Below are 25,275 nucleotides of genomic sequence, written 5' to 3' on the forward strand. Positions count from 1 at the left end.
GGATTTAGGGGGATAAATCATCCGTAACATTTGGCAAAACTAAGCATCGCTTTGATTTTCGGTTGAGGATTGGGCTGCTTGTTGAACTTGTTCTAATTCTAGTCCTAATCTGATGGCTATTTCTTCCAAACTAATTCCCAAACTAATTAGAAAAGGAACCAATTCTAATTTGGCTTGTTGACGCCCTTCTTGTCGTCCTTCTTGTCGTCCTTCTTGTCGCCCTTCTTCTAACGCTTCTTGATAAACTCGGGTTTGTTTCAAATCATTTAAACTAAACATCGCTTCGATTTCCTCCCGGCTAAGTTGAGGTAACTTGTAGACTAAGATGGCTTCTATCAATTGTAAAATATCCGCTTGAGATTGTTGCTGAAAAGTTTCTGCCCTCACCCGTTGTATTAAACTCTGAGCGAGGGAAATGGCTTGTTCTTGTTGTGCTACAATCAGTTGAACGGTGGCGATACCGACAGAGTTTTCCGCTATTTCTCCTAACTCATCGAGATAAATTCGACTGACTCGCCCCGAATGAAGTAACTCTTGATAACGGGGGGTTTCTCCGGGGTCAATATTGCGACTGGGATAAAGAACCACGCCTCGCCAGTCGTTAATGAGATCGGTTTTATTAAGATAAAGAAAAATTTCTGCAAAAAACCGGGAATAAAAGCGAGAATCGGCTTGAAACTGAACCTCTGCAAAGTATATCGGCGGGTTAATTGCATTAAGATTTGGGATAAAAACACCATCAATTCTAAAAGAGAGTTGTTTGACTTCAACGGAAGCAAATTGATAATTTTCGGCTTCTTCGGGTGAATGGTTAATCAGTTCAAAAAAAATACCCGGAAAGGCTTCAAAGAGTCGATAAAAGAGAGTATCTGTTTTCACTCAATTTATTTTTGAGAAAATTTTGTAACAAAGAATAACACAGCGATCGCCAAAAAAGCCTGAAGAAAGACCAAAGAAATTCCCCCGATCGCCTAATAAAGATTCACAATAAAGGCATAGGGTCTATATGAATGAAAAATGACTACGATAACGGGTTACATAGCCGAAGAAATTCGCGTTTGCGGTATCGTTCAAGGGGTGGGGTTTCGTCCGACTGTTTATCGTCTTGCCCTAGACTGTGGCTTGTGTGGAGAAGTCAGCAATGACGGTGAAGGGGTGTTAATTCGGGTGGTGGGCGATCGCAATTCTATCGATACATTGATTCATCGTTTGCAAACTGAACCGCCTCCTTTAGCAAAAATTGAGTCGATTTCTCGCTCTCCCTACACAGGTAAACAGTCTTTTTATAATTTTACCATAGTTTCCAGTAAAAGCAACAAAATTAGAACAAAAATTGCTCCCGATGCGGCAACTTGTCCGGCGTGTAAACAGGATATTTTCGACCCATTAAGTCGATTTTATCGCTATCCTTTTACAAATTGTACGCACTGCGGCCCCCGGTTAAGTCTTATTAAAAAATTGCCCTATGACCGAGAAAATACCAGTATGGCGGGGTTTAAATTTTGTGGAGACTGTCAACAAGACTATGAAGATCCACTCAATAGACGGTTTCACGCCCAACCTATCGCTTGTCATTTTTGCGGCCCTAAAGTAACATTAGAACGGGGAGATGGTAAGCCCGTAACGGCTCATATGTTCTCGATGTTAGATGAAGTTGATGCCGTTTGTACGCTGCTTCAACGAGGGCAAATTGTGGCGATCAAAGGGTTAGGAGGATTTCATCTGGCTTGTGATGCAACAAACGAAGAAATTGTTCAAAAATTGCGTCTTCGTAAACGTCGCCCCGATAAACCTTTGGCGTTGATGGCGCGAGATATTAATATTATTGAAAAATATTGTTTTGTCACACCAGAAGAACGAGAATTATTAGAAAGTTCAGCCGCACCGATTGTATTATTGCGCCGTAAAAAAAGCCTAAAAGATGGAATTGCTGCTTCTGTAGCACCTCATCAAAATTATTTAGGGTTTATGTTACCCTACACGCCCTTACATCATTTAGCATTGAGAAGATTAGAGATTCCAATTGTTCTCACCAGTGCTAATTTTTCTGATGATCCGCAATGTATTGATAATGCAGAAGTGAGAAGCAAACTTTCTAATGTTGCTGATTATTTTATCTTACATAATCGGGAAATTGTCAACCGGGTTGATGATTCCGTTGTCAGAATTTCTAATAACCGTTTACAAATTCTACGTCGGGCGAGAGGATACGCCCCAGCCCCGATAGATTTACATCCCGAATTCAAAGATAAACCGGCTATTTTGGCAATGGGAAGTGAACTTAAAAATACCTTCTGTTTGTTGCGAGAAGGGCAGGCGATTTTATCTCAACATATTGGCGATCTAGAAAACGCTTTAGCTGCGGAAGCCTATCAGAAAACGTTGAATCTTTATTTAGGTTTATTGGAACATCAACCGAGTGCAATTGCCGTTGATTTACATCCCGAATATTTATCAACGAAACTCGGCAAAGAACTTGCAGAAAGCAATAATATTCCGATTGATTCCATCCAACATCATCACGCCCATATTGCTGCTTGTATGGCAGAAAATGGGTTGTCTATTGATACCAAACCTGTTTTGGGGATTGCCTTAGATGGGTTAGGATATGGCGATGATGAGACAATTTGGGGCGGTGAATTTTTGTTGGCAGATTATCGCTGTTTTAAGCGTTTAGGAACGTTTAAACCTGTAGAAATGATTGGCGGTGAACAGGCGATTTATCAACCCTGGCGCAATACTTACGCCCATTTAAAAGCGGCATTTGGGGAAGATTTGACCTCGCAAGTTATGGGTTTAAGATTAGGTGAATTTTTAGTCCAACAACCGTTAAAATTACTGGATCAATTGATTACAAAACAGATTAATTCTCCTCTCGCTTCTTCCTGTGGACGGTTGTTTGATGCGGTGGCGGGGGCGATAGGAATTTGTCGCGAAAGTTGCAGTTATGAAGGACAAGCTGCGATTACACTAGAAGCGATCGCGGAAGACTATCTGTTAAATTACTCTGAAGAAATTGAGCCTTATCCATTTCTTGTGAGAAAATTAGAATGCTCGTTATTGTCTATCGAACCTCGTCCGATGTGGGAAGCTTTGTTAGCAGACTTGCGACAAAATCTTCCAGTAGGGATGATGGCGGCGAAGTTTCATTTCGGGTTAGCTGAAGCGATATCGATGATGGTTGAGCGGTTAAATTCTGAAAGTGATTTTCATCAAGTTATTTTAACAGGAGGTGTGTTTCAAAATCAAGTTTTATTAACCCAAGTTTGCAAACATTTAACTGCAAAAAATCTCGAAGTATTAACCCCTAGCCAAGTTCCGGCGAATGACGGGGGACTCTCTCTCGGACAAGCCGTAATTGCGGCTGCTAAACTAGAAGAATAATAAATTACTCGAAAAAAAATGTGTTTAGGAATTCCTGGTCAAATTACTGAAATTACCGACATCACCAACAAGTTAGCAATGGTTAATATTGCAGGTGTCAAACGACAGGTTAATATTGCTTGTATCGTTGATGAAACTCATTCGATAGAGTCTTGTGTCGGAGATTGGGTGTTAGTTCATGTGGGTTTTGCCATGAACCGAATTGATGAAAAAGAAGCGGCGGAAACGTTAGAAATTTTACAACAATTAGCCGCCCTTCAGTAGATAATAAAGCTGCCCTCCCCATTTAGGAGAAAATAAGGATGCAAACTGCCCCTGAAAGCCTTTCTTGGTCTGATATTCCCACCGAAGTTAAAGATTTGTTAATGCAAGCGGTCGAACAGTGGGAAGATACGACACAATCAGAACAGTACATCTATCAAGCCTTAGAAAAATCAGGAGAAAATTATGATGTATTAATTGGGGTGTATCGTTATTTTTTCTACAAAAACAAGCCTGCAATGGCTCTAAAAATTGCTGAAATGGTTCTGAATAAAATCAAAATAGAGGAACAATTACCCGACAGTTGGGAAGACCAAAAACCGCGCTTAATTCAAGATCAAGAACAGCCTAAAATTAGACTCTACCTAAATGCTTATGCAGCAACAGGTTATATTCTCGCCCGTTTAGGTGAAATTGAACAAGCCAAACAAATCACAGAACAAGTTAAAGAAATCGATACCCAAAGACAATCTAGTGCGACGACGGTTTTTGAAGTATTAACCAGACCCTCTGAAGAAGACGAAGAATAATTTTAGAGATAAATAAAAATGAGGAGAACACAACGATGAAATATGTTGATGAATTTAGAGATCCCCAAAAATTACAAGCCTTAATGGGGGAAATTAACCGTTTAACGTTAATACTTGAACGGACATCCGAACACCCGTTAAAAATCATGGAAGTTTGCGGGGGTCATACTCATTCTATCTTTAAATATGGCATCGAAGAACTTCTTCCTGATAGTATTGAACTGATTCATGGCCCCGGTTGTCCCGTGTGCGTAATGCCGCGAGGAAGACTCGATGCTGCGATTAAATTAGCCGACATTCCTAACGTTATTTTTACGACGTTTGGCGATGCGATGCGGGTGCCGGGTTCCCAAAAAAGTTTGCTACAAGCGAAAGCGGAAGGTGCCGATATTCGCATGGTTTATTCACCCTTAGACGCCTTGCCGATTGCCAAACAAAACCCTGATAAAGAAGTCATTTTCTTTGGGTTAGGCTTTGAAACCACCGCACCGAGTACCGCTTTTACGATTCTACAAGCTGAAGCCGAAAACATAAAAAATTTCAGTATTTTTTGCAATCATGTGATTGTAGTTCCGGCGTTAGAAGCCTTATTAGATAACCCCGATTTAGAACTCGATGGTTTTATTGGCCCCGGTCATGTTAGTATGGTAATAGGTTCAAATCCCTATCAAATTATTGCCGAAAAATATGATAAACCCGTCGTTGTTTCCGGCTTTGAACCCTTAGATATTGTGCAGTCAATTTGGATGTTGCTGCAACAGTTAGTAGACCGACGTTGTGAGGTCGAAAATCAATATAAACGTCTCGTGCAACCCGATGGAAATCCGATGGCGTTAGAAGCCATTAAAAAAGTGTTTGAAGTGCGAGAAGAATTTGAATGGCGAGGACTGGGAGAAATTGCCCAGTCAGGACTGAAAATTAATTCAAATTATGCCCAATTTGATGCGGAGGTTAAGTTTAATATTTCTGATGTGAAAGTTCCCGATGCGGCGGCTTGTCAATGTGGAGAAATTCTCAAAGGAGTCTTAAAACCCTGGCAATGTAAAGTATTCGGAACAGCTTGCACGCCAGAAACACCAATCGGAACTTGCATGGTTTCTTCAGAAGGGGCTTGTGCAGCTTATTACAAATATGGTCGCCTTTCAACCGTTGCAAAAGCCAACAAACCCCAACGTTCAAAAGCAAAAGTCTAAAGCTTTCTATCTTTTTTATAGCAACAAATGAGGAGGAAAACTGTATGCCATTTGTCACAATTCAAATTGGAGAAGGTCATTCTATTGAGAAGAAACGGGAACTTGCCAAAGCCGTAACCGATGCTTTAGTCGAAACTTTGGGAACCCAACGAGAATGGGTAACGATTCATATTGATGAATTTAGCCGGGATAATTGGGCGGTTGGTGGTGAATTACACTCCGACAAACACCCCGGACGTCACGCTGAAAAATCCGCTTAATTTGTTGGGAGTAATAGGATTGAACCGTTAAAATGACTCTTTAAACTATTACTCCCCGACTAATTTTTATTAGATGATGAGCGACACCATGACTCAGCCTTTGGTTACTAAACCGCTTAGTAAAATCGAACTGAATCCGGGTAGTAAAATCAAAATTTATGATGTAAACTGGCAGGAGTTTGAAGGGTTATTAGAGGAATTTGGAGAACGGCGAGATGTTCGCATCGCTTACCATCAAGGAACCTTAGAAATTATATCTCCTCTCCCCGAACATGAACGCTCAACTGTTGTAATTTCTGACTTGGTGAAAGTTATTTTAAGGGTTCAAAAACAGCCTTGGGAGTCTCTCCGTTCAACAACATTAAAGCGAAAAACAATGGCGGTTGGAGTTGAACCGGATGACTGTTTTTATATCAAAAACTATCGGGCTGTTATCGGAAAAAATCGGTTAGATTTGGATATCGATCCGCCTCCAGACTTGGCTATTGAAACCGATGTAACTTCATTTACAGAAATTAGTGCTTATGAAGCTTTAAAAGTTCCCGAAGTTTGGATTTATGCCCAAGATGTTTTAACGATTAATCTATTTCAAGGGGGAAAATATATCGAATCCCAAACCAGTTTAATCTTTCCCGATTTACCCATTGTTGAACTCATTCCAGAAACCATAACCAAAGCAAAACAGATAGGAATCAGCCAAGCTTTAGAAGAATTGGAAAGCCGGTTATTAACAAACAAAGGTTAAAATACATGACACATTCTTTGAGTCAAAACTCAGCCGAACATCCCCTCTTTCAAAAACTAGAAAAAGTGCGTCGTCGCCCTGCAAAAATTCGAGATAAAACCGTGACACTCGCTCATGGAAGTGGCGGAAAAGCGATGCGGGATTTAATTGATGATATTTTTGTCAAAACCTTTGATAATCCGATTCTCTCTCAACTCGAAGATCAAGCCAGTTTGAACTTAGCTGAATTAGCAGCACTTGGAGATCGGTTAGCTTTTACAACCGATTCTTATGTTGTTGATCCGATATTTTTTCCGGGTAGTAACATCGGGGAACTTGCTGTTAATGGCACCGTGAATGATTTAGCCGTAAGTGGTGCCAAACCTCTTTATCTTTCTTGTGGTTTTATCCTTGAAGAAGGGCTAGCGATAGACACGTTGCGGCAAATTGTTCAAAGCATGAAAATAGCCGCAGACAAAGCAGGCGTAAAAATCGTTACCGGAGATACAAAAGTTGTTAATCGGGGCTGTGCAGATAAACTGTTTATTAATACAGCAGGTGTCGGGGTAATTCCTTCAAAAATTAACATTTCTGCTCAAAATTTACAACCCGGAGATGTGATTTTAGTCAATGGTTATCTCGGTGATCATGGCACTGCAATTTTAATCGCTAGAGGTGAATTAGCCTTAGATACAGCCATCGAAAGTGACTGTCAACCGTTGAATCATTTAATCGATAAAATAATAGAAGTTTGCCCAAACGTTCGGGCTTTACGCGATGCAACTCGGGGCGGGGTGGCAACGGTTTTGAATGAATTTGCCATGAGTTCAGAAGTGGGAATTCGCCTGTTTGAACCGCAATTACCGATTAGAGAAGAAGTGCAGGGAGTCTGTGAAATTTTAGGGCTTGAACCGCTCTATTTAGCCAATGAAGGGAAGTTAGTTTTAGGGGTTCCGAAAGAATACGCCGAAACGGTTTTAGAGGCGATGAAATCTCATCCTGCGGGCGAATATTCCCGAATAATTGGGGAAGTGATTGCTTCTCCACCAGGGGTTGTTTTGCTACAAACGGCGTTTGGAACCGAACGTATTGTGGATATGTTAGTCGGGGATCAATTGCCCAGAATTTGTTAATTTAACTCAAACTTTAACAAGGATTTTAAATCATGCACGAACTCGGAATTACTCAAAATATTGTGGCAATTGTCAGTGAACACGCCAGAGGCGCACCCGTTAAACGAGTGACGTTAGAAATAGGGAAACTCTCGGCAATTATGCCCGATGCGATTCAATTTTGTTTTGATGTTTGTACTCAAGGAACGATTTTAGAAGGGGCAACGTTAGAAATTATAGAAGTGGCAGGTTTAGGAAAATGTCGGCAATGTGGAACAGAAGTTCCTCTCACTCAACCTTTTGGAATTTGTCACAATTGTAATAGCGTTGAACTCGATATTATTCAAGGCGAAGAACTCAAAATTAAAGAAATGGAGGTTGAAGAATTATGTGTGTAACTTGTGGCTGTTCTGATGATAGCGAAACAACAATGACAAACCCTCAAACGGGAGAGAAAATTGAGATGAAAACTCATCATCACCATCCCCATTCTCATACTCACGAACAGCAAACTTCAGCCCCAGAAGAACATACTCATACCCATACTTTAGCCGATGGAACGGTTGTTACTCATACTCATGCTCACGCCTCAGAACCTCCTAAAACTGAAGCGAAAGTGTCTGAAATTCATGCTAAAATGCACGGCAATACTATCGCTTTAGAAGAAGCAATTTTAGGGAAAAATAACTTGATTGCGGCTCAAAATCGCGGCTGGTTTAAAGGGCGAAATATTTTAGCTTTAAACCTCGTGAGTTCTCCCGGTTCAGGCAAAACAACGCTATTAACCCGCACGATTAATGATTTAAAATCAAAGTTAACTTTTAGCGTGATTGAAGGCGATCAAGAAACGATTAATGATGCAGAAAAAATTCGGGCGACTGGCTGTAATGTTGTTCAAATTAACACGGGAACCGGGTGTCATTTAGAAGCCGCAATGATAGAAAGAGGCTGTGAAGAGTTGAACCCGCCTCTCAACTCGATTGTAATGATTGAAAACGTCGGAAATTTAGTCTGTCCCGCATTATTTGATTTAGGAGAAAAGGCAAAAGTAGCGATTCTTTCAGTTACAGAAGGGGAAGATAAACCGATTAAATATCCCCATATGTTCCGGGCGAGTCAAGTGATGATTTTAACGAAAATTGATTTACTTCCCTATGTTCAATTTGATGTGCAACGCTGTTTAGACTACGCTCGTCAAGTGAACCCTAAAATGCAAATTTTCCAAGTTTCCGCCTCAACAGGAGAAGGGTTAAATGCTTGGTATGACTGGTTAAAATCTCAATCTCAGCAACTCTAAACTTAGAGGTTGGGTTCAACTTCTGTCAAACCCAACCTATTTAGAAAAGCAGATCAAAATCCTCAATTTTAAAGTAAGTTACGAACCATTTGATAAAACCACTCTAATCCCGCCTGTTGTATCCACAAAGGAGGGATATTATAGTTATCCTCTTTGAAGTTGGATGAAGTGATGATTGGATTTGAAACTTTCTCAATGGGTAAGCGCATAATTATTCCTTGTTTCTCTCAAGTGGTATAAATTTCTCTGCTACGGGTTGGGGTGTTCAAGGTTGAAATAGGGATATAAAGTGTTGACTTAGGCGAGGGATGAGTGTTAATTTAAGTTCCCGTTTTAGAGATGAATTAGAACTTCAATCTGATTCCTTTACCTTGAGAACATAAAAGTCTTATTAATGAACTTTTGTTGCTTTGATTTGAGACTAGCACATTAAAACCTCTAGTCAAAGTCATCAAGCCAATTACGATTCAGCAATTTGCTCGTTAGCCTCTCAGGTAACTTATCAGATGAATGCTTTTGTTTGTTCCACCCCTTCATTCTATCTGAGTAGTCAACCGGAAAAAAAGGGGTTTATGTAATATCTATGTAAAAGTTTAGTAAATTTGAGTTTGACCTGCTGGGGACTCCTGGAGGGATTTAAGCTACAAAACGGCTGACAGAGGCTAGGATTGGCTAAAACAGATTCCATCAAACAAACGGGCATCTTAATCAAACGCAACAAAGTTTTGTAAATTTGCTTCTCACAAGCCCTAACTGAAAATTTGATTAAAAAGCTACAATTCAACTCTAGTCCTATCAACTCCTCTGTCATATGGAGTAACTTAGGTATAGTAAATACAACTAAAAGAGGGTATTGATATGGGACATCTGTTCTTTCATCTTGAGAACTTTGATCACTTTTTCATTCAGCCGTCGTCAACTACGCCCCAAACTCATTAAACCTGCCTAACTTCTTAACAAAGATCACCCATGAATTCTAAACAATTACAACGATTGTTGATCTTTTATTCTGCTGTGGGAATATTTGCCATTAGTATACTGGTGGCAATTTTAAGTATTTTTCCACTCTATCAACAACTGAAAAAAGGCGAAGAACGTAACTTACAGTCCGCTTTACGAACTCGAACATTAGCCGTTGAGGAATTTCTATCTAGAGCCAAAGATATCACTGCACAAATTGCTAGCCGCACCCAAGCAAAAAGAGAATTAGAAAGCTATAACCTCAATCCAAATGCTGGCAATTCTGCTGCTGCTAACCTTACCCGTATTCTCACCGATGCTCTCAAGGAAACTGAAGATTTAGCTGGAATTACTCGCCTCGCTCAAAATAATCAATTGATGGCTCAAGTTGGTTTATCTATCCCGAATCCACTTCATAAATTGTCATTTCAAGACTCTAAAAATACTCAAATCAGTCATCCGATTCGCCTCAACGATCACTCCTATCTGATTGTGACTACACCCATTCTTAACTCTAAAAAACAACAAATTGGTACAGACTTAGTGCTATTTGAAATGGATCGCTTAGAAGAAATTATAACAGATTATACAGGCTTAAGTCAAACGGGAGAAATCTTTTTGGGAGCTTTTCAGGATGAAGAGATAAAGTTATTTTTCCCATCAATCAATCAACCCAAAATGCTTTCTGAACCTCTGATCAAGGCTCTTGAAAAAAACCGAATGTCTCAACAATCTAGACTAACTTTAGTTCCAGCTAAGTCCTGGATTCACTCTCAAGTGATTGCCTTTGAACCCCTATCTAAAATCAATTGGTGGTTGGCAATCAAAATCGAGCGGAATGAATTGTATGCTCCCGTAAATCGTCAGCTTATTACAATTGGAATTGTGACGATTATTTTGAGTCTTGCGGGTGCGAGTGGGATGATATTACTCTTGCGTCCGTTGGCGGGTAGAGCGATTATTAAAGCCGATGAATTGGAAAAACAACTTCAAGAAAAAAATCTCACTTTGCGGGAGTTAAATTACACTCAAGAACAACTTCTCTTGGAAATTCGCGATCGCAAACAAGCTGAAACGAAACTGCAAAAACGAGCCGAACAACTCCGAAATCACAATACCGTTTTAATGGAACTGGCTCAACATCGAGCGGTTAATAAAGGAGATTTGCTAACAGCGTTTCGAGCGATTACTGAAGCGATAGCAAAGATGTTAGGTGTTGAACGGGTGGGCATTTGGTTGTATGATGACTCAAAAACTTATTTACAATGTCTAAATTTGTACCAGCAAAAAATCGATCAACATAGTGCAGAAGTCAAAATTAGAGTCAGCGATTATCCTGCTTATTTTCAAGCCATTAGTTCCCAAGATATTCTGGCGGCTCCTGATGCTCGTACTGATCCCAGAACTGAGGAATTTTCAAAGGATTATTTCAATCCTTTAGGGATTGTTTCCCTGCTCGATACGGCGATTTGGATTACTGGAGAAATAGTCGGTATTCTTTGTATTGAGCAGTGCCAAACCATCCAAAACTGGACACCCGAAGATGAAATTTTTGTGCGTTCAATTGCCAATATTATTTCTTTAGCGATTGAGGCGAGAAATCACCAACAAGCTGAACTCGCATTAAAAGAAAGTGAAAGGATGTTTCGTCAGCTTGCCGAAAGTATTGATAGTGTATTTTGGATTAGCGATGCTCATGGAGAAAAGATGTACTATGTTTCTCCGGCTTATGAAAGAGTTTGGGGGCGTTCTTGTCGCCAAATTTATCAGCAACCGCAATGTTTTATTGAGTCCATTCATCCAGAAGATCGCGAACGAATTATTTTTGCTTTGACTCAAATCGCTTCTGCTGAATATGAACAAGAATATCGAATTGTTAAACCGAATGGTGAAATTCGCTGGATTTATGATCGGGGTTTTCCTATCGCCAATGACCAAGGAGAAATAGATCGAGTGACTGGAATTGCTACCGATATTACAGAACGCAAACAAGCCGAGACAGCCCTACGACAATCAGAAGCTCAATTAAGAGAACAAAAACAACAGCTTCAGCAAGCTTTTAAAGAACTTCAACGCACCCAAACTCGGATGATTCAGAGTGAAAAAATGTCGAGCTTAGGTCAAATGGTGGCGGGAATTGCCCATGAAATTAATAATCCGGTTAACTTTATTCATGGAAATCTTCTCCATGCGGAAAATTATATTGAAGACCTGCTCAATTTAGTTCAACTCTATCAAAAGTATTATCCTGATCCGCCTCCTGAAATTGAAGCAGAAATTGAAACCATAGAACTAGATTTTATTCAAGAAGATATTAAAAAACTCCTCCAGTCTATGCAAGTTGGAACCGAGCGAATCCGAGAGATTGTCAAATCACTGCGAATCTTCTCCCGTTTAGATGAAGCCGAAATTAAAGAAGTTAATCTACATGAAGGAATTGATAGCACTTTAATGATTTTACATAATCGCCTCAAATCTAAACCCGGATATCCCGGTATTGAGGTCATTAAAGAATATGGTCAACTTCCTCGGATCAATTGTTATTCTGGACAACTCAATCAAGTGTTTATGAATATTCTCAGTAATGCAATTGATGCAATAGAAGACGTTCATTATTCTAAATCTCTCCCAGAAAACCCGTGTAATCCCGGCTGTATTCGCATTAAAACCGAACGAATTGCTGACAATTGGGTACAGATTTTGATCGCAGATAACGGCTCGGGGATGAGTGAAGAAGTTCGCTCTCGTTTGTTCGATCCTTTCTTTACAACTAAACCCATTGGGAAAGGAACCGGATTAGGGCTTTCGATTAGTTACCAGATTGTGATTGAAAAACACAAAGGACAAATTGAATGTGATTCAATCTTAGGAAAAGGCACACAATTTAGAATCATCATTCCCATTCAAACCCTGCTCTGATCATTTTCCTCTGATTATTGATGTGATTTCTATCACGCATTTTTCTGAACTTTTTAATTAAATTAAAGTTAAACAGAGATTTATGAATTTCATTCAAAACAATCAGGTCTATCTATGAAACCCAATATCAAGCTTGCAGGACAGGTGTTCGCTAGGGATTGTCTAAAGTTGATACCCTCTTCTGCTTCCGAACATCTCAGTTTGACTGATGCTTCCTCTGTCATAAAAATTTATACTCTCATTCAAGCCGACTCGTTATCCAATCAACCCAAAAGTCATTTCAATCTCAAGCCTCTATAATACCGCAGAAAAGAGGGAAATTTCCATGAATACTCGCAATACGAATCTTATTTTAATTGTAGATGATAGCCCGATTCATCTTAAAGTGTTGTCAGAAAGCTTAATAGAAGCCGGATATGAAGTGGCAGTCGCCCTGAATGGTGAAACAGCTTTTAAACAAGCTCTTGATGATCCTCCTGATCTAATTTTATTAGACATTCAAATGCCGCGAATGGATGGATTTAAAACCTGTCAGCAACTCAAAGATCATCCTTCAACTGAAAGGATTCCAATTATTTTTATGACAGCTCTCTCGGATATCTCTAGTAAAATCAAGGGATTGAAGATGGGGGCTGTTGACTATTTGACAAAACCCTTTCAACAGGAAGAAGTTCTAGCTAGAATTGGAGTTCATATTCAAATCAAAAATTTAACTCAATCTCTCCTAGAGAAAAACCTTTTACTGGATCAACTCAATCAAAAACTCAAACACCTAATTCTTGAAAAAGATGATCAACTTCAACAAGTACAAGTTAAATTAATTCAAGCCGATAAGCTGTCCTCAATGGGTCAAATGCTCGCCGGAATTACCCATGAAATCAATAACCCTCTCGGCTTCGTCATCGGTAATGTCAATCAGGTTGATGAATTTCTCCAAGATTTACTCACTCACCTAGAACTGTACCAAAAATTTTATCCAAATCCTGTCCCCGAAATTGAATATCATGCTGAAGAAATCGACATTAATTTTTTGATGGCTGATTTACCTGAAATGATCGCATCTATTAAACAGGGAGCCATCTTAATTCGAGAGATTAGCACTTCCATCCGCATTGTTTCCCGAATTGATGGAGCAACAAAGGTTTTATTTAATATTCACGATGGTATTGACAGCACCTTATTAATCTTAAAACACAGACTCCAGCCCAATGCTGATCATCCCGAAATTAAGATTAAAAAACAATATGGAATCCTTCCACAAATTGAAGGTTTTCCAGGACAACTGAATCAAGTTTTTATGAATCTCATTGCTAATGCTATCGATGCGGTAGAAGAATCCAATCAGGGCAAAACCTACAAAGAAATTATGGCTCATCCTAATCTAATTACCATCTCCACCGAATTAACACCGGATCAAACCCAAGTATTGATTCGTATTACTGATAATGGCGTGGGAATGTCAGAGGAGGTTTGTTCACAGTTATTTGATCCTTTTTTCACGACCAAACCCGTTGGAAAAGGCACCGGACTGGGATTATCCATCAGTTATCAAATTGTTGTGGAAAAACATGGCGGTACAATAGAATGCCATTCTCAACCCAGAAAGGGGACTGAATTTATCATTAAAATTCCTATTGATTCAACTCAAGATTAAGCTAAATTTAAACAGTAAATCATTGTGAAATGGGGGTTTTAATGACTAGATATTGGTTGAATAGCCTAAAATTTAAAATTCCACTGTTCGTTTTGCTAGTCGTGATTCCGGCGATGCTAACCGCTATTGGACTCACCAGCTATCGAGCCTCTGAAATCCTTCGTAAACAAGCAGAAGAAGATTTAGCTTCCCAAGCCAAATCTCTAGCAACACGGGTTTATCAATGGGATAAAATGAACATCTTAGCCTTACAAAATCTCAGTCAAAATATTAGTTTAATCCAACCGAACACCCAGCAACTCAGATCGCTCTTAATGGTCATACACAATAGTTATAAAGATTACCTGTGGAGCGCTGGAATTGCGAACTTAGAGGGAAACTTTATTGCTCTTAGTGAAAATGAAAAAATTCCATCGATTAACTACAGCGATCGCCAATGGTTTCACGGGGTAATTGCGGGAAATCCCATTATTCGAGAAAGTATTATTTCCCGTCGAACTGGAGAACCGGCAGTCATTTTTTCCGCACCCCTTCGAGAACAAAATTCCCCAACTTTTTCTGAAAACGCTTCCCCTTCTCCTCCGGGAAAAATAATCGGTGTTATCCGTCTGGGTATCCTCCTGAATGAACTGACTGAAGCCGTCGGTGCAACACGAGTCGGAGAAACCGGATTTGCAATTTTAGTCGATCAAAAGGGGCAATTATTGGCTCATCCTAATGAAAAATTGGTATCAGGAGAAAAGCTGACTGATCTGAGTACCTATCCTCCCGTAAAACAGCTTTTAAACAATCATCAAGGTTTTTTTTACTTCACAGATGATCAGGGAATTCAGTGGCTATCTTACAACATAAGACTGAAAAACCAATGGGGAGCAATTGTACTTCAGGAGCAAACAGAAGTATTTTCTCAAGTTCGATCTTTTTGGCAACTTGCGATTACCATTGCGATTGTTGTGACTGTGGGAATGGGAATTTTAACGGCATTACTGGCTCATCGTCTCATTCAACCGATTAGTGATTTAACCCAAGCTGCATCTCAAGTGAGTCAGGGAAAATGGCATCAACAAGTCAAGGTTAGAAGTCGAGATGAATTAGGCATTTTAGCTGAAACTTTTAACCGAATGGCAAAAGCATTAAAAGAGTCTTTTTCTCTCCTCACTCAGATGAATGAGCAACTGCAAGCATCAGAAGCTGGAGAACGTGAAAAAGCAATAGCTTTAGAACAATCTCTACAAAAATTACAACAGACACAAACTCAACTCATCCAAACTGAAAAAATGTCGAGTTTAGGTCAAATGGTTGCCGGAGTCGCCCATGAAATTAATAATCCCGTAAACTTTATTCATGGCAATTTAGTTTATCTGAGACAATACACAGAAGACTTGCTGGAATTAATCGAACTCTATAAAAAAGATGAATCAAAAACTTCTATAGAAATCCTTCAAAAAATAGAAGAGATTGAACTTGATTTTCTTAAAAAAGATTTAAATAAATTATTAAACTCCATGCAAGTTGGAAGCAATCGAATTCGAGAAATTGTACAGTCACTACGAACTTTTTCGCGCCTCGACGAATCCGAACTCAAACTTGTAGATATTCATAGCGGAATTGACAGTACATTAATGATCCTCAAAAACCGCTTGAAAAAGACATCTGAACATCCTGAAATTCAACTGATTAAAACCTATGAAAACTTACCATTAGTCTATTGCTATCCGAGTCAGATAAACCAAGTTTTTATGAACATTCTGAACAATGCAATTGATGCTTTATCCGATCATCCTGATGGTAATCTACCGACTCAAACTCACTCCCCTTACCTGATTAAAATCCACACAAAAGTTAAAAATAATAATTGGGTTGCCATTCACATTAGCGATAACGGCTCCGGCATCAGTGAGGCGATTCAGACTAAAATTTTTGATCCATTTTTCACCACCAAACCCGTTGGTAAAGGCACCGGACTCGGACTGGCGATCAGTTATCAAATTATTGTGAAAAAACATAGCGGAAAACTAGAATGTCATTCTCAGCCCGGAAAAGGAACAGAATTTATCATTGAAATTCCAGTTCAGTCTCTTTAAAAATCAATCCCCTGTTCTCCGTCAACGTTCACTCAACTAAAGAATAATAAATGTGTAGTTTTTTTTAAAAAAAATGAGACTTGACGGAGAATAATTCCTCATGCCAAGCTTAGGACAGCGAATCTATACAAATCCGAAACACTACGGATCATTGTAGCCTTTGCTAGAAAACCCCTAACGAGCATCCAGGACGGAAACCCCCATGACTTCAAACACTTAGTAATGATTGATACACTCTGGTTACTGCTATGTTCCTGCTTAGTCTTCCTGATGCAAGCTGGATTTATGTGTTTAGAATGCGGCCTCACCCGTTCTAAAAACAGTATTAACGTTGCTGCAAAAAACTTCGCAGATTTTGCGGTTTCTGCTATTTTATTTTGGGGCATCGGTTACGGATTAATGTTTGGTTCCTCTCATCTAGGTTGGTTTGGAACGAGCCATTTTTGGGTCAACCTAAACACAGCAAACCTCGCCGCTTTTTTCCTTTTTCAAGTCATGTTCTGCGGTACCTCCGTAACCATTGTTTCTGGAGCCGTCGCCGAACGCATGAAATTCAGTGCATACCTCATCCTCGTCATCCTCGTTTCCGGTTTAATTTACCCGATTTTTGGTCATTTAGTCTGGAATGGAGCGCAGGACGGCATCTTGGCAGGTCGTTTAGGCTATCTCGGCTTTGTGGATTTTGCAGGTTCAACCGTCGTTCATAGCATCGGCGCCTGGGTCTCCTTAGCCGCCTTACTCGTCATGGGGCCTCGTTCCGGTCGCTTTCCGAAAACAAAACCTCCCCAAAAAATTCACAGTTCCAACCTGCAATTTTCCGTTTTGGGCGCCATGCTGTTGTGGTTTGGGTGGCTCGGCTTTAACGGCGGTAGCACCCTCGCTTTCAATCACCAAGTTCCCCATATTATGGTCAATACCACCCTAGCCGGGGCCGGAGGAATGATTTCGGCGGGCGCACTCAGTTGGGGCAAACGCAAAGCCCCTGAAGTCGAAACCCTGATTAACGGGACTCTCGCCGGACTGGTGGCAATTACGGCTTCCTGTCATGCCGTCACAACTCCCATCGCTGTGATCATCGGTGCCACTGGGGCGGCGGTGATGATGTTAACGGATATTCTCCTAGAACATTGGCGAATTGATGATGCTGTCGGAGCGGTAGCGGTACATGGCGGAGGCGGAGTTTGGGGAACGTTGGCCGTGGGGTTGTTTGGTCAGCCCGAATTATTGGGGACAGGCTTGGAACGATACGCCCAACTCGGTGTGCAGTTATTAGGGATTTTTGTGGGGTTTGGATGGGGATTTGGTATGGCTTATTTGCTGCTATTTTCGGTGAATCGGGTTTTCCCCCTACGGGTTTCTTTATCCGAAGAAAAAATCGGTCTCAATATTTCAGAGCATCGCGCAAAAACAGAGATCTATGACTTATTTCAAGTCATGGAAAAACAAGCTCAAACCTATGATTTAAGTTTACGCGCACCTGTCGAACCGTTTACCGAAGTCGGTTTAATTGCTGAACGTTACAATGCGGTGATGGATGCTTTAGAAGAGGCCGTAACCCGCACCGAAGCTATTGTCAAAACGGCAATGAATGGGATCGTTACTTTTAGCGGTTCCAACTTAGAAATTACCACCGCTAACCCGTCAGCCGCGATCATGTTTGGCTATTCAATGGAAGAGTTGATCGGGATGTCAATTCATCAACTTTGGGAATGGCAGGATGATGAAATTTATGCTCAAGAAATGCTATTAAAAGAATTATTAAAGACAGGACATTATGAGTTAATTGGATGTCGAGTAGATGGTTCACAATTTGCTCTCGAAGCAACGGTTACACAAGCCAAATCTGGTCAGCTTTCTTTTTATACCGCAACTTTTCAAGATATTAGTAAACGCAAAGAGGCAGAAGCTGCATTACGCCAATCAAAAAGCAGACTCAAGCAAAAAAATCAACAACTTGAAGAGGCATTAACAGAACTCCAACAAGCACAAACACACCTAATTCAAGCCGAAAAAATGTCAAGTTTGGGGCAGATGGTGGCAGGTGTTGCCCACGAAATTAATAACCCTGTTAGTTTTATTTATGGTAATATTCAACCCGCTTTAGATTATACTCGAGATATACTGCAACTTCTCGAACTTTACCAACAGCATTATCCTCAACCCAAACCAGAAATAGCTGACTATGCGGATGAAATTGATGTTGAATTTCTTAAATCTGATTATCTACAACTCTTAGACTCCATGCGTGTTGGTGCTGAACGAATTCGTGATATTGTGCGTAGCCTGAGAAATTTTTCGCGTTTAGATGAAGCCGATATTAAAGCAGTTGATCTCCATGAGGGAATAGAAAGTACCCTGTTAATTTTACAAAATCGTCTTAAACCCAACGCTGACCATCTGGAAATTGAAGTTATCAAAGACTTTGGAAAACTTCCCCTGATAGAATGTTACCCGAGTCAACTCAATCAAGTGTTTATGAATATTATCAGTAATGCAATTGATGCCCTCGAAGAATATAATCTTCAGCAACTTTCAAAAGGCATGAAATCTAAACAGTATCAAATCAGAATTAAAACGCTATTAGTTGATCCTCAATGGGTTGAAATTCGCATCGCTGACAACGGGCCAGGAATCACAGAAGAAGTAAAATCCAAACTCTTCGATCCTTTCTTTACGACAAAACCCGTTGGTAAAGGTACAGGTTTAGGGTTATCAATTAGTTATAAAATTGTTGTAGAAAAACACAAAGGAAAAATTTGGTGTTCTTCAGAACCCCATCAAGGCACTGAATTTATTATTAGAATTCCCCGTTTAATTCTCTCCATTGCCCGGAAACTTGAATCTTCTAAATACCATCCCAGAAATTAACATTCACTTGACTTTCTAGTTTTCAAAGGTTGCAGTCATTCTATACCCAACTGGAGTTTGGTCATTGCTGATCAGAACCGCAAACTGTTAACAACTTGGCGAAACTCCTGCACCAATTGAAGATAGGGAGTCTTTTTATAAATTTGCAGCAAGGAGTCATAAAACCACAGCGTTTCTGCTTTTCCAACAGGAAAAATTTTCCAAATTTCATCCCCCAATTTATCACACTCAACTAATAGCGAACGTCCATTATGTAACTTATCCGCCAATGACACCAACTGCACCGAAGAACTCGCCGTTTCAATTTGTGCTAAATAGCGTAACTTTCGTTCTTTCCAAGGGGGTTTGGGAACCGTTTCTGACTCCGTACATCCATCAACAATATTGACAACAGACTCCCCAAACTGTTGACGAATTTCTTCGCGAGTTTTTGCACCGCCCTGATCTTCAATACTATCGTGAAGCAAAGCCGAAATCGCCTCATCTTCATTTCCTCCCGCTTCTAAAACCAAAGCCGTAACACTCAATAAATGAGCAATATAAGGAATATTTCCGACTTTGCGAGTTTGATTGATATGTAAGCGATGAGCGTAAACCAAAGCCTGTTCAAAACGTTCGGTTAATTTTGCTGATTTCATCATTCTTGACTCCAATTTTCAGAATACAGTTGAGCTTCTTGTCTGACTTCTTGAGCGATTTTTTGACGAAGTTTCAAGGGAAAAATAACTTCAACTCTCGGCCGCCAAGACCGCAAACGCAATTCAACATTTGTATCTCCCTCCCGATAATTTACTCGATAATAAGCATCGGTTTTTGAACGAGAATGAAGAATTTTGAGTAATTGTTGCTTCTCCGTTCCGGCTTGTTCAATAATTAATTTTTCCGCGTCTTGATAGGAAATCGGTTGAAAGGTTTGATGGCGAAATGTTCCCTCAATATAATAATCACTAAACTGGCGGTCGAACCGCAACAGCATCACTCGACGTTCTAAGTAAAAATCAAAACCCCAAGCCACTCCATCCATTTCCATTTGAATATCATCTGGAGTTGGTAGATTCCCTTTCTGATAAGATTCCCACAAAAAATGAGGCAAATCTAAATCATTCCAAGATAAATCCTCAATCTCGATAATTTTATCCAAACGGTAATTGTACCATTGACCTTTGCCATTTGGTGTTTGTCCAAAAGCACATAAATAAACCGCTCGTTGGGCATAATAAATACACACCGGATACACAATACAGCGAACCGTTTTTTTGACCCGCGAACTGTCATAAATTAATCGCACGGGTGGCACAGGATTCTCTTGCCAAAGGAGTTTTAGCTGTTCCTGCCAATCTTCAACTCGTTCCTGTTTTTCTGGAGAAACAATATACACGACTTCCATAAAAAATCGATGCACACCGTTGAGGGGTTGAGAGAGATTTTGAGCAATTAATTCTAGGTCGGGGTTGAGAACCGGAAGCGCTTGGGGTTGATAGAAATTAGAGGTTTCACTCCCAGGTAAAGTTGGAAATTCTTGCACTCGATAATACTTGGTATCCTGTCGTTTTAGCCATCCCAATTCTGCTAAAATATGCAAATCGGTTTGCAGGGAACGGCGAGTCACCCCAAAGAGTCGCTGCTGCAACAATTCATCTAACTCATTGCTCGAAATTTCATCATGTTGTTGCAGGGTTTTTCGCCATTGGAATTCCTGTACTTTCCAGTCAGGATCTAATATCCATTCTGCAACGGTTTTCGCACAAGCACAGTTAGGATCATGTAAGGGAGGTACGGTTTCACCTCTGGGATGAGTTGCACTAAAAAAGGCATTACGCCAGTCGGCAAAGGTAAAGGGTTCATCGAGTAGCAAACGGTGCTGTTTGTTGCCATACAAACTGTGCAGCCACACCCACAAACGAATGGCTCTTAATAAGTTTTGTTTGAGAGAACCTCTGGCTAACCACTGTAAAAGTTCGGGTTGGGGGCTGGCTTCAAACTGCAACATTCAACAATTCCAACTTGATGTAATTTGAGCTTATCACGTACCGGAAGACCGAACTTCCGATTTCGAGTTCGGATTTTCTCAGATTTTGGAAAGACCGTCTTCCAACGGGGGGTAAGATAAAAACAGTCACAACAGTCACAGGAGAGATTAGATGACAACGTACAACATTCAGATGGTTGATGGGGTTTTACAAGTCGGGTTCGCTGATCCGGCGCAAAATGACCAAATTGTGCGGGATGCGGCTGCGCGTTTGGAGGAAATGTCTAAGACTGGGGAACTCATTGGCGGGGAGTTACTGAGGGTAAATGGCCCTTGTAGTATGCCTGTCGCTTTTGTGTTGGCCCACAAAGTTAGTCATTTATTCGGTGCAGTTGGGGTGTTCGACCCCAAGATGGGAAAATACGTCATTTCCATTACTCATAATCCTAACTATAAATTGGGAGATTGTGTCGATTAAGAAAAGAGTTGACAAAAAGTAATATAGGGTACTACACTCTCGAATAGTATTAAGAACAAATCAATGAAAGTTGTTTTGTGCGGGCCATCTCATTCGGGAAAATCTTGTTTGCGAGAGGGGTTAAAACAGGTGATTCAGGGATTACACCGAAAAGGTCAAGCCCCTTATCCATTCTTTATTACAGCCTGTCCTGATGGAGAAGGTTCATGGTATGCAGAAACCGTTAGACGAGATCCAGTTTTAGCAGAAAAGCTCAAGAAAAATTACAAATCTAAATTTACTTGGAAATTTGCTCAAAAAGTAGCAAATGACGTGCAGAATACATCATTATCCTTCAACTTAATTGATGTCGGTGGAAGGATTGATGATAAAAATCGATTAATAATGCAATACGCCACTCACGCCGTTATTCTGTCGAGAGATGTCAATCTTGTACCAGAATGGGAGCAATTTTGCAGTGAGTTGAAGCTAAAAACGATTGCAATTTTACAGAGTGATTTAGAGGGAGTTGAGGATAAATTAGAAACCGAAATCCCTATTTTAAAAGGAAGTATTCACGGCTTAAAACGGGGGGAAGATGTTTCTACCCGTCCAATGGTTCAGAAGTTAGCAGAGGTATTAGTCAGGTTGAGTCAAGAGGTTTAGAGATAGAGACTCGCTCTCGTTTTAATCGTTTATTGTTTTAGGAAAATCGGTAATGAAATCTCAAGATATTGCTTTACAAGTGATGCAAGAGGCTGTATTAGTTTTAGCTAAATGGGTAGGTTTAACCGATCAGTTTCCGACTGTCCAAGAAGATTCAGTAGTTACAAGAGCGAAAATAATTCTTTCATGGACAGATAATGAACCCGGCTGTTTGCGTTTATTGTTCGATTTTGTCAAACTTGCACAAGGTCAAACTAAAGAATATTATTGTCCGGTCGGTGAAATCAAAGATTCTGACCCTTCTATTCCCTATCCAGTAGAAGAAAAACCCAATCTAGCTCACTATAAAGAAGATCTAAAAACAGCTTTAGAAAACCTACAACCGGAAGACTGGAATAACTTGTCTCTGCTGACTTTATTTGTCGAAAAATATGGGTCATGTTTGAGCTTTGGTGAGTCAGATATTGCGTTAATTGACATGGCGCGATCAACGGCTGCGGTTGCTTGTGCGATTGGCTCCGCCAGTGACGCTACCGCGTCAATCGCTCCCAATCTTGAATCCGAAAACATTTGCTTAGTTGCGGGTGATTTGTCAGGAATTCAGAAATTTATTTACACGATTTCTTCTGATGGTGCGCTAAAGTCTCTTAGAGCTAGAAGTTTCTATTTAGAATTAGTTTCTGAGGAAATTGTACAGCAGCTTTTAGATAAATTAAAGTTACCTCGAACGAGTGTTATATATGCTGGAGGAGGAAATTTATATATATTAGCTCCAGCAGAAAAAACTGAAAATACAATTAAAGAAGTTAGGAATAAGTTTAATGAATGGCTTTATAAAAAATTTCAAGGAAAAATATTTTTAGCTCTAGCTTGCCATTTTTTCCCGGTTGAACAAGTGGCGACCAGTGAATTTGCTGAAAGTTGGAATAAAGCCATCAAAGAAATTAATCAGCAAAAGTCAAGAAAGTTTATTGATCGGATTGGTGATTTACTTGGTTGTAAGACAAGTTACGAGCAAAAATGTCGTGTATGTCATCGAGATGATACAACCGATTTAGAACCTTTGAATCCTCAAGAGCCTGATACTGTTGATGCTTGTCCCATTTGCCGAGAAATGTTTAAGTTGGGAGGTAAGCTGTTAAAAGTTGAAGCAATAATTCGGTCTAAAGAGGAGAAAATTAAAGGGGAATATCCTGAACCTATTACCTTTGAATTTAACACGGAAACAGTTTATTATCATATTTTCAATCAATGGAAAACAATCATTAATAATCCAGATACAACTTTATTAGTTAATGATTGGACAATTGAACATTATCAGTTTCGCCACTTCTGCAAAGTTTCACCTTGGTTTTTAGGTGATTATGCACAAAAGAGTTTAAAAGAAGAAGAACTTGACCAAACTATGCGTGCAGGTGAGTTTGCAGAAAAAGCCAAAGGAATTAAGCGAGTTGGTTATCTTCGTATGGACGTAGACAACTTAGGTAAAATATTTGCTCAAGGTCTTGAGGAAAAGACAGTTCAAAATTTACCAAGAATTGCGGGACTTTCTCGCCTAATGACCTATTTCTTTAAAGTTTATCTGAATAGCTTGGCTAAGGAACGCTGTGCCAATTTACCCAAAAGAGCAAAAAATTTAGATGAAGGCGATCGCCCAAATTTACTCTTTATTTATGCAGGAGGAGATGACTTATTTGTAAGTGGGACTTGGAATGAAGTTGTAGACTTTGGCTTCGATGTTTATCAAGCATTTCGAGCCTATACAGGTTACAATCCAGATATCACTTTATCGGGAGGAATTAGCCTTGCTGACTATAAATTTCCATTGTATCAAGCGGCTAATGAATCAGGAGAAGCTGAGGATAAAGCAAAAGGAAATGGTCGAGATAGTTTAGGATTATTTGGGGAGGTGTTTAAATGGCATGAATGGTTAGGAATTGAAAATTTAGATGTGGTTGATCAAAAGGTTAGAGATTATCTCAACAGCGAGAGTAAACCTCATTTATTAGGAATCTTACCGTTTGTGAAAAAGCTTTATAATATAGATGAAAGCTACTCGCGGAGTTTTGTGAGAAACTTACTCGCAACTGCACAACTTCAAAAACAAATGATTAAGGAAATTGAGGATAAACGCAACAATGAACAATATTCCGGTCAAATTCAAGATATTCGATATTATTTGCACTTACCAAAAGTGGCTTATACTTTAGCAAGACTGCCGAAAAAAGTGCTGGATGATGAGGGCTTTCGCAAATCCTTAAAGAGTCCCTATAATGCTCCCTATTTTCAAGCGATCGCTACTTGGATAGAGTTATTAAACCGTCAACAAAATTAAGGTTAAAACCATGAATACAACAACCAAACAGAAACTTACCTTTGAGGAGTATCTTAACTATGACGATGGTACTGATAACCGTTATGAATTGGAAGACGGAGAATTAATTATCGTGAATCCAGCAACATTTCGTCATGGGTTTATTATTCACTTTTTGACCAATATCTTTGAAGGACAAATTAATCAGCTTAGTCAACCTTGGATAACGTTATCAGGAATTGGAGTAAGAACATCTTTAAATCGTTCTCGAATTCCAGATATTTGTGTCATCGACCGAGAAGAAATCACTGATTTGGATGTATCTGCTGTTATGGAATCAGCAATAATAGCGGTAGAAATTGTCAGTCCAGAATCCCGAACTAGGGATTATCGCTATAAACGTTCTGAATATAGCGTGGCGGAAATTCCTGAATATTGGATTGTCGATCCGACCGAACAAAAAGTAGTAATATTAAATTTAGTACAGGGATTGTATGAACAGATAGAATATAGAGGAAATGATAGAATTGTTTCTCAGATATTTCCAGAATTAGCGTTAACTGTTGAACAAGTTTTACAAGCTTGACTGAAAGCGATCGTGATGACAATCAAATAACTAAACT

21 protein-coding genes are annotated in these 25,275 nt (G+C 39.8%); 17 read left to right on the forward strand and 4 right to left on the reverse strand.

Annotation, left to right across the window (positions count from 1 at the left end):
* Window positions 1-39 precede the first annotated feature (39 nt).
* Window positions 40-879, reverse strand: coding sequence for an Rpn family recombination-promoting nuclease/putative transposase (locus tag WN50_RS29875; protein WP_046278814.1), 840 nt, complete (start codon window positions 877-879; stop codon window positions 40-42).
* A gap of 138 nt (window positions 880-1,017) precedes the next feature.
* Here WN50_RS29875 and hypF point away from each other — a divergent pair, with 138 nt between their 5' ends.
* The 9 genes from hypF (at window position 1,018) to hypB (ending at window position 8,761) form a co-directional block, all read left to right on the forward strand.
* Window positions 1,018-3,384, forward strand: coding sequence for a carbamoyltransferase HypF (gene hypF / locus WN50_RS29880; RefSeq protein WP_046278813.1), 2,367 nt, complete (start codon window positions 1,018-1,020; stop codon window positions 3,382-3,384).
* An 18-nt stretch (window positions 3,385-3,402) separates the two neighbouring features.
* Window positions 3,403-3,648, forward strand: a complete 246-nt coding sequence (locus WN50_RS29885) for a HypC/HybG/HupF family hydrogenase formation chaperone (protein WP_046278812.1) — start codon at window positions 3,403-3,405, stop codon at window positions 3,646-3,648.
* A gap of 38 nt (window positions 3,649-3,686) precedes the next feature.
* Window positions 3,687-4,175: a hypothetical protein gene (locus WN50_RS29890; RefSeq protein ID WP_046278811.1), complete on the forward strand. Its 489-nt coding sequence runs from the start codon at window positions 3,687-3,689 to the stop codon at window positions 4,173-4,175.
* Window positions 4,176-4,210: 35 nt separating this feature from the next.
* Window positions 4,211-5,368 (forward strand): hydrogenase formation protein HypD, encoded by a 1,158-nt coding sequence (hypD, locus tag WN50_RS29895; RefSeq protein ID WP_046278810.1) that lies wholly within the window; start codon window positions 4,211-4,213, stop codon window positions 5,366-5,368.
* A gap of 44 nt (window positions 5,369-5,412) precedes the next feature.
* Complete coding sequence (locus WN50_RS29900) at window positions 5,413-5,628, forward strand: 2-hydroxymuconate tautomerase (protein WP_046278809.1); 216 nt, start codon at window positions 5,413-5,415, stop codon at window positions 5,626-5,628.
* Window positions 5,629-5,716: 88 nt separating this feature from the next.
* Window positions 5,717-6,373 (forward strand): Uma2 family endonuclease, encoded by a 657-nt coding sequence (locus WN50_RS29905; RefSeq protein WP_046278808.1) that lies wholly within the window; start codon window positions 5,717-5,719, stop codon window positions 6,371-6,373.
* 5 nt (window positions 6,374-6,378) lie between these two features.
* Window positions 6,379-7,485: a hydrogenase expression/formation protein HypE gene (gene hypE, locus WN50_RS29910; protein ID WP_046278807.1), complete on the forward strand. Its 1,107-nt coding sequence runs from the start codon at window positions 6,379-6,381 to the stop codon at window positions 7,483-7,485.
* 32 nt (window positions 7,486-7,517) lie between these two features.
* A complete protein-coding gene (gene hypA / locus WN50_RS29915; protein ID WP_046278806.1) occupies window positions 7,518-7,862 on the forward strand; it encodes a hydrogenase maturation nickel metallochaperone HypA in 345 nt (114 codons plus the stop codon).
* Window positions 7,853-8,761, forward strand: coding sequence for a hydrogenase nickel incorporation protein HypB (gene hypB, locus WN50_RS29920; RefSeq protein ID WP_046278805.1), 909 nt, complete (start codon window positions 7,853-7,855; stop codon window positions 8,759-8,761). Before hypA ends, hypB begins: the two co-directional genes overlap by 10 nt.
* 68 nt (window positions 8,762-8,829) lie before the next feature.
* Here the strand turns inward: hypB and WN50_RS34985 are convergent, their stop codons facing one another.
* Window positions 8,830-8,970 (reverse strand): hypothetical protein, encoded by a 141-nt coding sequence (locus WN50_RS34985; protein WP_160315460.1) that lies wholly within the window; start codon window positions 8,968-8,970, stop codon window positions 8,830-8,832.
* A gap of 760 nt (window positions 8,971-9,730) precedes the next feature.
* On the opposite strand from WN50_RS34985, the gene WN50_RS31240 reads away from it, so the two are divergent.
* From WN50_RS31240 to amt, 4 genes are all read left to right on the forward strand, one after another.
* Window positions 9,731-12,640 carry an ATP-binding protein gene (locus tag WN50_RS31240; protein ID WP_053221627.1) on the forward strand — a complete coding sequence of 970 codons (2,910 nt, stop codon included), beginning with the start codon at window positions 9,731-9,733 and terminating at the stop codon, window positions 12,638-12,640.
* Between the two features lie 325 nt (window positions 12,641-12,965).
* Window positions 12,966-14,294 carry a hybrid sensor histidine kinase/response regulator gene (locus WN50_RS29935; RefSeq protein ID WP_046278804.1) on the forward strand — a complete coding sequence of 443 codons (1,329 nt, stop codon included), beginning with the start codon at window positions 12,966-12,968 and terminating at the stop codon, window positions 14,292-14,294.
* A gap of 41 nt (window positions 14,295-14,335) precedes the next feature.
* Entirely contained in the window at window positions 14,336-16,378 is a 2,043-nt protein-coding gene (locus WN50_RS31245) for an ATP-binding protein (RefSeq protein ID WP_160315461.1), read from the forward strand.
* A gap of 222 nt (window positions 16,379-16,600) precedes the next feature.
* Entirely contained in the window at window positions 16,601-19,246 is a 2,646-nt protein-coding gene (amt, locus tag WN50_RS29945) for an ammonium transporter (RefSeq protein WP_046278803.1), read from the forward strand.
* Window positions 19,247-19,317: 71 nt separating this feature from the next.
* On the opposite strand, the gene WN50_RS29950 is transcribed toward amt, so the two are convergent.
* Together WN50_RS29950 and WN50_RS29955 are read right to left on the reverse strand one after the other, a co-directional pair.
* Entirely contained in the window at window positions 19,318-19,884 is a 567-nt protein-coding gene (locus WN50_RS29950) for an HD domain-containing protein (RefSeq protein WP_046278802.1), read from the reverse strand.
* Window positions 19,884-21,236: a TIGR03985 family CRISPR-associated protein gene (locus tag WN50_RS29955; protein WP_046278801.1), complete on the reverse strand. Its 1,353-nt coding sequence runs from the start codon at window positions 21,234-21,236 to the stop codon at window positions 19,884-19,886. Before WN50_RS29955 ends, WN50_RS29950 begins: the two co-directional genes overlap by 1 nt.
* 151 nt (window positions 21,237-21,387) lie before the next feature.
* On the opposite strand from WN50_RS29955, the gene WN50_RS29960 reads away from it, so the two are divergent.
* The 4 genes from WN50_RS29960 (at window position 21,388) to WN50_RS29975 (ending at window position 25,238) form a co-directional block, all read left to right on the forward strand.
* Complete coding sequence (locus tag WN50_RS29960) at window positions 21,388-21,693, forward strand: CRISPR-associated protein Csx3 (RefSeq protein WP_046278800.1); 306 nt, start codon at window positions 21,388-21,390, stop codon at window positions 21,691-21,693.
* Window positions 21,694-21,756: 63 nt separating this feature from the next.
* Complete coding sequence (locus WN50_RS29965) at window positions 21,757-22,338, forward strand: hypothetical protein (RefSeq protein WP_046278799.1); 582 nt, start codon at window positions 21,757-21,759, stop codon at window positions 22,336-22,338.
* Between the two features lie 52 nt (window positions 22,339-22,390).
* Complete coding sequence (gene cas10, locus WN50_RS29970) at window positions 22,391-24,673, forward strand: type III-A CRISPR-associated protein Cas10/Csm1 (protein WP_046278798.1); 2,283 nt, start codon at window positions 22,391-22,393, stop codon at window positions 24,671-24,673.
* Window positions 24,674-24,683: 10 nt separating this feature from the next.
* Complete coding sequence (locus tag WN50_RS29975) at window positions 24,684-25,238, forward strand: Uma2 family endonuclease (protein ID WP_046278797.1); 555 nt, start codon at window positions 24,684-24,686, stop codon at window positions 25,236-25,238.
* The last annotated feature ends 37 nt before the right edge of the window (window positions 25,239-25,275 follow it).

This window comes from Limnoraphis robusta CS-951, assembly GCF_000972705.2.